Origin of the sequence: Thioalkalivibrio sp. ALE11 (genome assembly GCF_000381205.1) — a bacterium.
Taxonomy (GTDB): domain Bacteria; phylum Pseudomonadota; class Gammaproteobacteria; order Ectothiorhodospirales; family Ectothiorhodospiraceae; genus Thioalkalivibrio.
In genome coordinates, this window is sequence record NZ_KB906166.1 from 1 (window position 1) to 12,320 (window position 12,320).

At 65.3% G+C, this 12,320-nt stretch carries 10 protein-coding genes and 1 tRNA gene; 6 read left to right on the top strand and 5 right to left on the bottom strand.

The window, feature by feature from the left end; genetic code table 11:
• Positions 1-63 precede the first annotated feature (63 nt).
• Complete coding sequence (gene istB, locus F620_RS0104055) at positions 64-804, bottom strand: IS21-like element helper ATPase IstB (protein WP_019569550.1); 741 nt, start codon at positions 802-804, stop codon at positions 64-66.
• Positions 791-2,332, bottom strand: a complete 1,542-nt coding sequence (gene istA, locus F620_RS0104060; RefSeq protein ID WP_026331303.1) for an IS21 family transposase — start codon at positions 2,330-2,332, stop codon at positions 791-793. Before istA ends, istB begins: the two co-directional genes overlap by 14 nt.
• 68 nt (positions 2,333-2,400) lie before the next feature.
• Between istA and F620_RS14195 the strand changes: the two genes are divergently transcribed.
• The 6 genes from F620_RS14195 to F620_RS0104090 all read left to right on the top strand — a co-directional run bounded on the left by F620_RS14195 (position 2,401) and on the right by F620_RS0104090 (position 10,361).
• A complete protein-coding gene (locus tag F620_RS14195; RefSeq protein ID WP_369773816.1) occupies positions 2,401-3,087 on the top strand; it encodes a helix-turn-helix transcriptional regulator in 687 nt (228 codons plus the stop codon).
• Positions 3,088-3,409: 322 nt separating this feature from the next.
• Positions 3,410-5,539, top strand: coding sequence for a GLUG motif-containing protein (locus F620_RS0104070; RefSeq protein WP_196802034.1), 2,130 nt, complete (start codon positions 3,410-3,412; stop codon positions 5,537-5,539).
• A 158-nt stretch (positions 5,540-5,697) separates the two neighbouring features.
• The gene (locus tag F620_RS0104075) at positions 5,698-6,399 is read left to right on the top strand and encodes a hypothetical protein (protein WP_019569554.1); all 702 of its coding nucleotides are present in this window, start codon (positions 5,698-5,700) and stop codon (positions 6,397-6,399) included.
• Positions 6,400-6,561: 162 nt separating this feature from the next.
• Entirely contained in the window at positions 6,562-6,807 is a 246-nt protein-coding gene (locus F620_RS0104080) for a DUF6290 family protein (RefSeq protein ID WP_026331304.1), read from the top strand.
• Entirely contained in the window at positions 6,791-7,057 is a 267-nt protein-coding gene (locus F620_RS0104085; protein ID WP_026331305.1) for a type II toxin-antitoxin system RelE/ParE family toxin, read from the top strand. The genes F620_RS0104080 and F620_RS0104085 overlap by 17 nt, the downstream gene beginning before the upstream one ends.
• Before the next feature lie 67 nt (positions 7,058-7,124).
• On the top strand, positions 7,125-10,361 hold the full coding sequence (locus F620_RS0104090) for a DEAD/DEAH box helicase (RefSeq protein ID WP_231373870.1): 3,237 nt from the start codon (positions 7,125-7,127) through the stop codon (positions 10,359-10,361).
• Between the two features lie 59 nt (positions 10,362-10,420).
• Here F620_RS0104090 and F620_RS0104095 read toward each other — a convergent pair whose 3' ends face one another.
• From F620_RS0104095 to F620_RS0104105, 3 genes are all read right to left on the bottom strand, one after another.
• Complete coding sequence (locus F620_RS0104095) at positions 10,421-10,606, bottom strand: hypothetical protein (protein WP_019569558.1); 186 nt, start codon at positions 10,604-10,606, stop codon at positions 10,421-10,423.
• A 24-nt stretch (positions 10,607-10,630) separates the two neighbouring features.
• Positions 10,631-11,971 carry a nuclear transport factor 2 family protein gene (locus tag F620_RS0104100; RefSeq protein WP_019569559.1) on the bottom strand — a complete coding sequence of 447 codons (1,341 nt, stop codon included), beginning with the start codon at positions 11,969-11,971 and terminating at the stop codon, positions 10,631-10,633.
• Between the two features lie 225 nt (positions 11,972-12,196).
• Positions 12,197-12,273, bottom strand: a tRNA-Ile gene (locus tag F620_RS0104105).
• Positions 12,274-12,320: the final 47 nt, after the last annotated feature.

The following is a 12,320-nucleotide window of genomic DNA, read 5'->3' on the forward strand; positions in this document are numbered from 1 at the left end:
GTGTCAATGGCCATCGCTTTTGACCCACCTCTGGCCAACAAAATTGACCCAGGGAGCCGGCGTTCAGCCGGCGGTTTTCTCACGTAGTCGGTAGCTGTCTCCTCCCAGTACGTAGATCGATGAGTGGTGGATGACCCGGTCGATGATCGGGACGGCCACGTTGTCGTGGTGGAAGAACTCGCCCCAGTCCGTGAAGTCCTTGTTGGTCGTCAGGATCAGCGAGCGGTACTCGTAGAACGCGTGAACCAGCTGGAAGAGGTTGTAACGCGCCTGGCGGCTCATCGGCAGGTAGCCAAGCTCGTCGATGACCAGCAGGTCGAAGCGTGTCAGCTGCGCGATCTTCTTCTTGAGCTCGCCCTTCATCTCCGCCATTTCCAGCTCCTCGACCAGCTCCAGGGCGTTTCGGAAGAGCACCTTGTAGCCGGCATCGAGTGCCTTGCGGGCGATCCCGATGGCAAGATGGGTCTTGCCGACCCCCGGCGGGCCGATGAAGACCAGGTTCTGCCGGTTGTCGATAAAGCCGAAGTCCAGCAGGGCGTTGATCTGGCGCTTGGTGATGGTCGTCTGGTGGCGGTAATCGAAGGCCTCCAGGCGTTTGTCCGAGGGCAGGCGGGCCCGCCGGCGGTTGCCGTCCAGGCGCTTGCTCTCGCGGACCCGTTGCTCGTGTTCGGCGAGGCGCTCGGCAAAAGCCAGGTAGGAGACGGCGTTGTCCTCCGCCTCCGAGAGCAGCTGCGGCAGCTCGTCGGCGATCGCCGTGCAGCGCAGATTCCGGAACCGGCCCACGGCCTGATCAAGACGGCTCATGGGTCACCTCCCGATGGCCAGCCGGCTGGCCAAGGTGGGCGTAGGCCGACAGCGAGACCGGCCCCGATGCCTCGCCGGAGGTGTCTGCGTCGGCCTCCATGTCCCGGCCGCGCCACTGCGCACGCTGGTTGGCCTCGAGGAAGTCCCGGATGCGCGTGGCCGTCAGCCCCTCACGCCCGGCAAGGCGCTCGAGCAGCTCCGTGTCCAGCGAGGCCGTGTCCTCGAGGATCCGGCGTACGGCCGCGACCTGATCGCGGTAGATCTTTGGATCACTGGCGCGCAGCTGCGCGCACAGCCGCCCGCCGAGATCGGCACCGAGGCGCTCGGCAATGGCCCGCTCGATGTCCTCGACGTGCTGTGCACGATCGCGGTAGTGGTGGGTGTTCCGCACCCGCTCCCCCTTGCCGGTGGCCAGTGGATGCGTGGCCACCACTTCCCCGGAATCCAGGTCGACGATCTCGAGCGATCCGGCGCTCTCCTGGACCCCGACCCGGCCGCGCTGGTAGGCCATCGGCACGGTGTACTTGTTGGCCGACCACGAAATCAGACCCGTCTTGTCCACCTTGCGCACGGCCACCTCCGGGCCTGCATGGCTCACGCACGGCGGCGTGAGATACGCTCGCAGGTGCGAGCGTTCCTGCGCCTCGAAGCGCTCCCGTGGCTGACATCGGGTCGTGCCGTGGCAGCGGACATTGGCCACTTCCTCGAGCCAGTCCCGGACATGAGCCTTGACCGCCTCCTCGCTGGAGAAACGCTCGCCGTACAGGCAGTCGCGCTTGACGTACTTTACGCCGGCCTCGACCTTGCCCTTGCTCTCCGGGTCGTAGCCCCGGCAGGCGTGGATGCGGAATCCCGCCGCCGTGGCGTACTGGTGGAAGCGCTCATTGACCGTCAGCTCCCGGAAGCGCTCAGCGATGACCACCATCTTCGTCTGGTCGTAGACGCACTCCTCGGGCACGCCGCCGAAGGCGCGCAGGGCCTCGTCGTGCATGGCGATGAACGTCTCGGTGTCGATCGGGCGGAACGACACGCACACGTGCATCAGCCGGGAGTACGAGAGAACAAAGACGACGAAGTACACCGTACGCGACTCGCCTGCGATCTCCACACCCCGCAGCTCGCCGGGATCCACCTGGCACTGCACGCCGGGCACGTCGTCGAGGACGGGCTCGTAGTAGCGCGGCTGCGCAACGGGGACGGACTCCCGCAGGCGCTGCAGATACCGGCGCAGACTGCGATCCGAGACCTCCAGGTCTCCGACCTCGTCACGGATCTTGCGAGCCACCTTCACGGCACTGAGCTTCGGGTAGCGGCGCAGCAGGTACTCGAGGTAGGGGCGATGGGCATCGAGCCGCTTGCACCGGCCCGAATCCGCACGCTCGGCGACGATCGCCTCGGCGCTCTGGCGCAGATACTTGCGCACCGTGTTACGCGAGATACCGAGCTCGCGGCTGATCGCCCGTACGGACAGCCCCTGGCCCTCGTCGTGCAGTGCTTTGATCCGATGAATCATGACCCACTCCTTCATGTTCCCGTCCCGGCCGCCTCTCTGAACGGCGGACGGTATGGTCAGACGTGGCCAGTGGCCACCCGTAGGTGGGTCAAAATTGTTGGCCAGTAGAGGGTCAGTTTACGTGGCCATTAACACCTGGCCAGCTCATGCTCAATCACAGCCGCCAAAGCGGCTGGGTACACTTGCCCGATGGCATGAACCTCATCGCCTTGCACTTTCCCGAAGGCAAGCTCCCCGAGGAGCTGGCCACACCCGTCCGGCGAAACGGTCGTGTGATCATCAACCGCCACGGCGAAGGCGATGTGCTGGGTGGCTTCGTGGAACTGGTGACGCGCAGCCTCGACGAACTTTCGGCCGGATCTGAAAGGCTGCTGGCAGACCAGCTCGTGGGGTTGGTCGCGCTGGCCCTGCGGCGTCATGAAGTGGTCGACGTCCGGCAGGCGCCGAAACACGAGGCCGAAAGGGGGCAGCTGCAGACGGTCTGGAGTCTGATCGAGCAGCACCTGCACCGCCCGGAGCTGATCGCCGAGGAGGTCGCCGGACGGCTGGGGCTCTCCGAGCGCCACTTCTATCGCCTTCTCAAGCGCAACGGCATCAGCTTCCGGAGCGAGCTGCTGAAGCGGCGGCTGGAGCGGGCGGCCGGCGAATTGGCCGACCCGGGGCTGGCACACCTGTCCATAAACGCCATCGCACTCGGCAACGGTTTTGCCAGCGCCAGCCACTTTGCCCGGGTCTCCCGTCAACAATTCGGCTGCACGCCCTCGGACTAACGGAAAAGACACACGGTGTGACGCTGTGCGCGGTGTGCCCCGCGTTGCGGGGCAACCGACCGGTAGAGAAGAAGCTTATCGGATGCGGCAGGACGGCTGGAGATGGCAGACAGAGACAACTCCTGAGGCAGAAAATAGCCCTCCTCCATATCAAGTCTTTACTACGATGTTGGAAGGGTACAGCCGGCTCGGTGGCCGATCCGACGACGCCGGACGTACACCCTCAAGGCGTTCACAGGGGGGCTGTCCGATGTCTCGATCCGATTCATTCCAAACTTCGTCTGTCGTCAAGGGAGGTATGCGACGGTGCTCGGTCACCTTGGTGGCTCTGACCCTGGTGCTGGCATCTGGCTCGGTGCCAGCGGTCGAAGAATTTGCCGACGGTGATGGCTCCGCGGCCGACCCCTACGTCATCGAGGACTGGTACCACCTCGACAATGTGCGGCTGCATCTCGACGCGGACTTCGTGCTGGGCACCGATCTGGACGAGGAAACGGATGGCTACGACGAACTGGTTGGCGACCCGGAATTCGGCTGGGAACCGATTAGCGAGTGCGGCTTCGACCCATGGTACGACGGATGCGAGGGTGACGGGTTCTCGGGAACCTTCGACGGTCAGGGGTACGAAATTCGGGGACTGGTCATCGACCGCGATGATGCCTTCGCTGGTGTCGGTCTGTTTAACGGTACGCAGGGTGCGACCATCGAGAACGTCGGACTGGTCGACGTAGATATCACTGGTGGCTTCTTGAACGTGGGTGCCCTCGCTGGGACATCGGTGGAGTCTACGATTACGGACTCATACGTCACCGGCGACGTCACCGGCGAAGATAGTGTGGGCGGGCTCGCCGGGAACAACTGGGGCATTGTCGAGAACTCCTACGCCACCGGAAATGTGACCGCGACCGGTCCTGGCCGGTTGGGAGATGACCCAAGAGCCGGCAGTCTCCTCGGAACCAATGGGGAGTCTGACGGAGTTATCGGTTCCTACTGGGACGATGAGGCGGCGACAGTCATCGAAGAAGGCGATGAGCAACACGGCCAGGGCATCGGGGGACTGGGTACCGGTGCGGCCAACGTGACCGCACTCACCACCATCGAGATGACCGGCGCGAACGCCGAGGGCAACATGGACTTCGATTTTGCTGATACCTGGGGTGTCGTCGACGAACCCGAAGACGGCAACGTAGTCTCTTACCCGTTCCTGCAAAACGTCGTTCAAGAGCCCGCTCCCGGTCTCCAGTCCCGCTACGCTGGCGGTGACGGTTCCGCAGATGACCCCTACGTCATCGAAGACTGGCACCACCTTGATAACGTACGCGGCAACCTCGACGCGAACTTCAGGCTGGCGAATGAACTGAACGAGGGCACCGCAGGCTACAACGATGTGGCCGGTGAAGATGCCAACCACGGTGACGGTTTCGCGCCAATCGATGGCTTCGCGGGCACCTTCGACGGCGCGGACAACGCTATCGAAGAGCTGGTCATCGACCGCGACGACGAGGAGCGTGTCGGGTTGTTCGCCTCGACAGTGCCCGGCGCCGAAATCAGGGACCTCCACCTGGACAGCGCGGACGTGACCGGTCAGGGCGATGGTGTCGAAAACGGTGTCGGCAGTCTCGTTGGTTTCAACGAGGGAGACATTAGCGGTGCGTCAGCGAGTGGCACCGTCACCGGTGTCTCTGACGTGGGCGGGTTGGTCGGCCACAATCTCGACGCCGAAATACGCGAGTCCTACACCACCGCCAGGGTCGGCGGAGACAGCAATGTCGGCGGGCTAGTCGGTGAGAACATCGACGGTATAATCGAGTCATACGCCATCGGCACCGTCACCGGCGACTCTGACGTGGGCGGCCTCGTCGGCGAGAACGACGGTGATGTGATCCACTCTTACTGGGATGTCGACGCGACTGATCAGGTCAAGTCCGACGGCTCTCCCGATGAAAACGGCCTGACGACCGCCGAGATGACCGGGCTGAACGCCACTGTCTACATGGATGGCTTCGACTTCCCCAACAGCGAGGGCACCTGGCATGTCGTCGAAGACGATTATCCCGCTCTCGCCTGGGAGGACACCGAAGCGTTCTTCAGTGTGAGCATCACTGAAACGAATTCGCCGGTCGGCGAAGGCGAGATCCTGGAGGTTACGGCCACAGTCACCAACTGGGGAGCCGACGCCGAGCAGTCGGTGACGCTGACTGGCACGGACTTGGACCCGGACGCCGTTCAACTCGACAGCGGCGGCACCGAAGAAGTCACCCTCGAGTGGACCACCGAAGTCGGCGACGCCGACACTGGTGACGTGACCGTCACGACCGAGAACGAGGCCGACAGAGTGACGATCACCATCGACGCGGCGCCAACGCCGATTCCGACAGCCTCGGCCTGGGGCCTGACAGTCCTGTCACTGCTCCTCGTTCTGATTGGCTATCTCCGGTTTAGCGCTCCATGAGCCAGCGCGTCATGGTGCTGGCGGTTGCACGGGGGCGCCAAGCGATGAACGCCCCAGGTCGGATGCCTGACCTGCGGCGCCATAAGCTGACCGAGAACCGGGCAAATGACCGAGGGAGGGCTACTACGACGACCTGTAACGGCGTTGCGGAGAAAACCATGCACCGGATCGATCAGCCCATCATCGCGTTTCGCCGCTCGGATATTCCGCAGGACGAGTCGGCGCCGGCTGGCGACGACGACCCGGTCGGCAAGCGCATCCCGTCGCGTCCCGAGGGCGAGCTCGAGTCGGTCACCGAGAAGGTCCGCTACTGGACCCAGGAAGGGCCGCAGACGGTCAACCTGGTAGTCAGCTTCGTGGCCGTCTCCGGCACGGTGGGCGGCGAGACGGTGACCATCGAGCGCCCGATCGAGTTCTTCCTGCCCACCGGCCAGCACTCCGAATCCTACCAGTGGATCTCCGCCACCATGCGCAGCCTGTCGCTGGCGGCTCGTGGTGGCTACGCCGCCCGCGCCCTGCGCGACCTGCGCAAGGTGACCTGGGATCGCGGTCCGGTGCGTTGCGGCACCAACGAATACGGCAAGCCGCTGTACCACCCCTCCGAGGTCGCTGCCATCGCCCACGCCCTGCAGCGTATCCTCCAGCGCCGCGGCTTCCTCGACCCGGAGGGCCACCCCCGCCCGCTGCGCGAGCTTGTCGCCCTCTACCGAGACGGATCCCCGGGGGGCACCGGCGCACACCGGGCGGAACCGTCCCTGCCCGTGCCCTCCGGGATGGGCCCATGTCCGCAGTGCGGCGGCGAACGGTTCCTCATCGACGGCTGCCTCACCTGCCGCGACTGTGGTTACTCGAAGTGCTAGGGAAACACTCCGGCGTTTGCCCGGGTGCACTTGGGTCGTGGGGGCAGGCCCGGAAACTCAGGGGTGTCGCAAGCTGACCGTGGGGTCCGGCTGCCGGGGCAGTTCCATGGTGCGATCGGGGAATGTATATTGGTATGCACGCATCCCGAAGGAGTATGGGCCATGGGCATACGCACTGAAGATACTCGGCAAACGGCCGTTCGGCTCCCGAAAGAGACGTATGCACGCTTGAAAGTGCTGGCCGAAAAGACGGGGCGCACGACCACTTATTACATCCGCGAGGCCATCGAGGAACACCTGGAGGATCTGGAGGACATCTATCTCGCCGAGCAGACGCTGGAACGTGTCCGAAGCGGGGAGGAAGAGGTGATCGGCTCCGAGGAGTTCTGGCGTGACATGGAGGATTGAGTACGCACGTTCCGCTCAAAAGGAGGTGCAGAAACTCGATCAGCAGGCGCGAAAGCGCATCCGCCATTATCTGGAACGGCGTGTCGCCCACATGCACGACCCGAGAACGCTCGGCAAGCCCCTCAAGGGGCGGTTTTCCGAGCTATGGCGCTATCGGGTCGGCGATTACCGGGTGGTCTGCGAGCTGCGCGACGAGTTGCTTGTCGTGCTGGTGGTGCGGATTGGTCATCGGAGAGGGGTTTACGACTGACCCGGGCTCCACCCGTGAATGTCATGCGCCTGACTGCCATCACCATCGGTTCTGGCGGAGTTCATCAATGTCTACGTTTGGGGACAGTGTGCGGGAACTGGCGAGCCAGTTCGATTCGGGCAGCTTTCGGCGCGGTGTCGAATATTTCGAGTCGGGGCGGGTGCAGCTGCGGTCCGTGGAAGAGACCGGATCGGACGAGGTGCATCTGTACGGCCGGTGCCGCGGCAGCGGCCGGCGTATGTACGATCAGCACGTCATGGTTTTCTTTGATGAGGGGCCGCGCGTCGTGGGGCACTGTGACTGCCCCGTTGGCTTCAACTGCAAGCACGTGGTCGCGGCCGTGCTGGCCTGGCGCGCACAGGAAGAACGGTGGTCGGCGGGTGCCGCGGGGGAGGATTTCGGGACGTGGCTGGCGCGCGGTTCGCAGGCAGAACCGGCTCCGGCGCCCGCGTCCGGGGAGCAGCTGCAGTATGTGCTGCAGCCCCATCCACTGGATTCAGAGCAGCTGGACGTGTCGCTGGTGGTTTCGCGTCGGCGCAAGGACGGGAAATGGGGAGTCGGGCGTCGGGTCAAGGCGCAGTCGCTGGCGATGCCGGTGGGTGGCCGTTCGAGCTGGGCGTCGGCGGACGATCAGGAGATCGGCCGGTTGTTGATGGCGTGCGCGTGGGACTTGTGGGATGAGCCGAAACCCCGGGGGCGCGCCGGTGCGACGGCCCTGCTGGCGATGCTGGAGACGGGGCGCTGCTATTGGGGCGAGGATCGGCAGGGGCCGTTGCAGCCGGGGCCCGTGCGGGATCTGGAGCTGGAGTGGGTCGCGCAGGGGGACTGGTATTTCCTGCGCGTGGCCAGTCCGGAGCTGGAGATGTTCCCCGACCTGGACCCGCCGGTGTATGTGGATCCGGCATCGGAGCAGGCGGGTGTGCTGCAATTGCCGCCGGGGCTGGATCGGGAGCATCTGGCCAATCTGGAGTCCGCGCCGCCGGTGCCGGCCGATTCGGCCGCTGCGGTGAGCCGGCGCCTGGTGCTGCAGGATGCGGGCCTGCCCACGCCCGTTCCGGTGGCGGTGGAGGAATGCACGCTGGCGCCGGTTCCGCGGCTGGTACTGCTGTTTGATTCGGGCCGCCCGGAGTCGGCCGCAGCGGGGCTGGGCTTCCGTTATGACGATGCCGTCCTGGAGCCCGGAGATGAATCGACGGTTCCGGTGCTGGAGGAGGAAGACCGGGTCTTGCGTATCGCGCGGGATGCGGAGGAGGAGGCTGCGGCGCGGGCCACGCTGGAGGCTTCGGGGCTGCTGCAGTCCGTTGAGGGGCGGCCGGGGCATTTCCGCCTGGCGGGGGATGATCCCGCAGACGGGCTGTTGTCGTCGGCGGCCGTGCGGCGGTGGTTCGAGTTTCAGGAGCAGGTGCTGCCGGGGCTGCGCGAGCGGGGATGGGAGATCGTTGAAGGGACGGAAGAGCTGCCGACGCTGGAGCATGCGGACCGGATCGGGGCCGAGGTGGAGCCCTCCGGCATGGACTGGTTCGACCTGCGTTTTGACCTGGAGGTCGACGGGCGATCGGTCCCGCTGCTGCCGCTGCTGACGGATCTGCTGGAAGAATACACGCCCGATGACGAGTTGCCGGAGACGCTCTATCTGGATACCGGCGGGGGCCATTACGTGGCGGTGCCGGGAGACCGGCTGCGTCCGGTGCTGCAGACGGTGTTCGAGCTGTTCGACCGGGAGGTGGACGACGCCGGCGAGCGGCTCGCGCTGTCGCGGCTGGATGCGCCGCGCCTGCTGGAGATGGGAGACACCCCGGTCCGCGGTGGCGGTGTCGAGGCGCTGTACCGTCTGGCACAGCGCCTGAAGGATTTCGAGGGCATTCGGTCGGTGGATCTGCCGTCGGGTTTTCACGGGGAGCTGCGCGGTTACCAGCAGCAGGGCCTGAACTGGATGCAGTTCCTGCGCGAGTATGACCTGTCCGGCGTGCTGGCCGACGACATGGGTCTGGGCAAGACGGTACAGACCCTGGCGCACCTGACGGCGGAGAAGGAAGCCGGCCGCATGGACCGGCCCAGCCTGATCATTGCGCCCACCAGCCTGATGAGCAACTGGCAGCGCGAGGCGGAGCAGTTTGCGCCGCAGCTGAAGGTGCTGGTGCTGCAGGGGCCGCAGCGCAAGCAGTACTTCGAGCGGCTGACCGAGTTCGATCTGGTGCTGAGCACCTATCCCTTGCTGGCACGGGATCATCCGGTGGTGGAGGCGCAGCCGTGGCACTGCCTGATTCTGGACGAGGCGCAGCAGATCAAGAACCCGCGGGCGCGGGCCTCGCAGGTGGTGCGCAGCCTGGAGGCGCGGCATCGGCTGTGTCTGACGGGGACGCCCATGGAAAACCACCTGGGCGAACTGTGGGCGCAGTTCGATTTTCTGCTGCCGGGGTTTCTGGGGGATCAGAAACGTTTTCGTCAGCAGTACCGCAAGCCGATCGAGGAGGAGGGCGATCAGGAGCGCATGGGTCGGCTCGGTCGCCGCGTGGCTCCGTTTATGCTGCGCCGCACCAAGGACCGGGTGGCCGAAGAACTGCCGCCCCGCACGGAGCTGCTGCGGACGACGCGCATGGGGAGCCGGCAGGGAACCCTGTACGAGAGCATCCGTCTGACGATGGAGAAGAAAGTTCGCGATGCGGTGGCCCGCAAGGGGCTGGCGCGCAGTCACATTACCATCCTCGATGCCCTGCTGAAGCTGCGGCAGGTGTGCTGCGACCCGCGACTGGTGCAGAGCGGCGGGCACGATACCCGGGGTATCCCTTCGGCCAAGCTGGAGCTGCTGCTGGAGATCCTGCCGGAACTCCTGGATGAAGGGCGCCGGATCCTGCTGTTTTCGCAGTTCACCCGGATGCTGGGTCTGATCCAGCACGCGCTGGAGGAACGCGGAATCGCCTACAGCAAGCTGACCGGGCAGACGCGCAAGCGCGATGAGGCGATCGAGCGTTTCCGCTCCGGGCAGGCCAGTGTGTTCCTGGTGAGCCTCAAGGCGGGCGGGGTAGGGCTCAATCTCACCGAGGCGGATACGGTCATCCACTACGATCCCTGGTGGAATCCCGCGGTGGAGGCTCAGGCGACGGACCGCGCGCACCGCATCGGTCAGGACAAACCGGTGTTCGTGTACAAGCTGGTGACCGAAGGAACGGTGGAGGAGAAGATCCTGAGCCTGCAGGAGCGCAAGCAGCATCTGGCCGACCACGTGTATGGCCGCAAGGGGCAGGATGACGACCAGCCACCGCTGGACGCGGAAACCCTGCAGGAGCTGCTCACGGGCGACTGAGCACCCGTTTCGAGAAGGGCCCCGGGCTTGCCCCGGGGCGCGGGGTTGTCAGGACCCGGTCATTGCTGGTGATCGTCCGGGTCACGGTTGGGTGTGCCCGGAGCACTCTGATGCGGCTTGTCCCGCGAGCCGGATTCCCGGGGCTGGTGCTGCCGCCGGGATCGGTTCCGGCCGCCGCCGGCAAACATGCGGTAGAGCCGCATCAGACGGCGCATGCGCAGCAGGGTGAAGATCAGTCGCATCATGGTTTCGTACCTCCGGCGGTGGCGTCAGGGGGTGCTGACGCGCTCGAGTTCCGGGTCGGTCATCAGCTGATCCGTGACCATGTACCAGTGAGCCTCGCCCAGATCGCCGGCCTCCTCAAGGCTCGGTTCGCCATCCGGCATTTCGTTTGCGGGCAACCGTCGGCGTTCCATCTCCACCCGGTCTTCCGAGAAGGCGTGCACCAGGGTGATCTCGGTTACATCCTGGAATTCGCCGTCAAAATGCCTGCGCTGGGTGCTGGTGTAGACCCCGGGTTCGCCGTCGAATTGAACCACGCTCGTGCGGAAACTACCCCAGCCGCGGCCACTGCCCCGGGAATATATGCCATTGACATGGACCGCATTGTCCGCAGGGCGGTGGAAGAACAGGCCTCGTGCGACCCCCAGTTCTTCGCCGTCGTCGATGTAGTGCGACCCTTCTTCGACTGCGCCCGGAGTGGGCTCGACCAGCAGGCCCCGCTTGACGGTACCCCGCACCCCGAAGTCCCCCTGGTCGGCGGGGATCTCGATGCGGGCGCTGTACTCGGTCTGCCCCTGAGCCGGGGGCTCATCGAACACCATGCGGCCAACGATGTCTCCGTCCGGTCCACGCATCCCCTCCGGCAGATCGAAACAATGCGGTTCGGCGGATGTGGGCACGCTGATCCGGACTTCCTGTTCCGACTCGTCGAGGTTGAGGTGCGGCAAGACCAGCCGCCACGGGGTGGTGTCGATTTGTGCCAGGTCCAGGCGGGGGCGGGTCTCCGTGGCGACCAGCGAGGCCTTTTCAAAGCGGAGTTCCCAGCTCCGGCCGCCATCGGTGACGGTCAGGTGGTTCGGGGCGTCCGGGTTGCCCACCACCGCGTCCTCGGGGCATTCCAGGTCACCCGCGCCACGGCGTTCCGGACTCCGCATGTGGAAGTGCTCTTCGTTGATGCGCCACTCCCCGTCCTGGCGGGTCAGCCGGATATCGGCGTCGAGCCCGGAGGCCATCTCCCGGCGCGCGTCCTCGTCGGTGACGCGAAGGTCGGCCTCGATCCGCGCCTGATCGTCGTCCGCGTCGATGACATCGATCCCGGCGATCTCGGTGGAGGTCTTGAACAGCTCCAGCTGGGCGCCCAGCTCCTTGAGCATCGCCTTTTCGCCGTCGGTGAATCCCTCCAGTTCGCTCAGGGCCTCGGCGCTGTAGAACCGCTCGAGCGCGTCCCGGTCGCTGAAGTCGACCTCCGTCCCCCAGTATTCCTCGAAAAAGGCGACCGGATCGTCCCCGGCCAGCGCCGGGGCGGCCCAGACGGTCGTGGCGCAAAGGGCAAGCGTCGAGAGGGCGTGACGGCAGCTTTTGAGCGGCGGGGCAACGGTTCTGGGCATCGGGAGATCCTCAATGGCCGGCAGGCTCCGACAGGAGTCCGGGTGGTTGTCAAAAATCGTGTACGGGCGAGATTGAGTCCAGAGGTGTGTCCGGCTGAAATGGAAGTAGCACCAACCCAACAGCCAGGCTGGATATATTACCCCACTCACGATACGACACCGATACGGAGCGGACCAGCGGACCTGCCGGGAATCCGTTCACGGAACGGCGCGAGCGCAAGCGAGTGGTGGGCCCGGTCGGACTCGAACCGACGACCAAAGGATTATGAGTCCTCTGCTCTAACCAACTGAGCTACAGGCCCGGGTGCTCGGGTGGGTCTGCGGCGCGGGGCCGCAAACGACAGCGGCG

What these genes read in the sequence shown, in the direction of transcription:
- istB (WP_019569550.1), bottom strand. Translation starts at nt 804, where the DNA reads ATGAGCCGTCTTGATCAGGCCGTGGGCCGGTTCCGGAATCTGCGCTGC.
- istA (WP_026331303.1), bottom strand. Translation starts at nt 2,332, where the DNA reads ATGAAGGAGTGGGTCATGATTCATCGGATCAAAGCACTGCACGACGAG.
- F620_RS0104075 (WP_019569554.1), top strand. Translation starts at nt 5,698, where the DNA reads ATGCACCGGATCGATCAGCCCATCATCGCGTTTCGCCGCTCGGATATT.
- F620_RS0104080 (WP_026331304.1), top strand. Translation starts at nt 6,562, where the DNA reads ATGGGCATACGCACTGAAGATACTCGGCAAACGGCCGTTCGGCTCCCG.
- F620_RS0104090 (WP_231373870.1), top strand. Translation starts at nt 7,125, where the DNA reads ATGTCTACGTTTGGGGACAGTGTGCGGGAACTGGCGAGCCAGTTCGAT.
- F620_RS0104095 (WP_019569558.1), bottom strand. Translation starts at nt 10,606, where the DNA reads ATGATGCGACTGATCTTCACCCTGCTGCGCATGCGCCGTCTGATGCGG.
- F620_RS0104100 (WP_019569559.1), bottom strand. Translation starts at nt 11,971, where the DNA reads ATGCCCAGAACCGTTGCCCCGCCGCTCAAAAGCTGCCGTCACGCCCTC.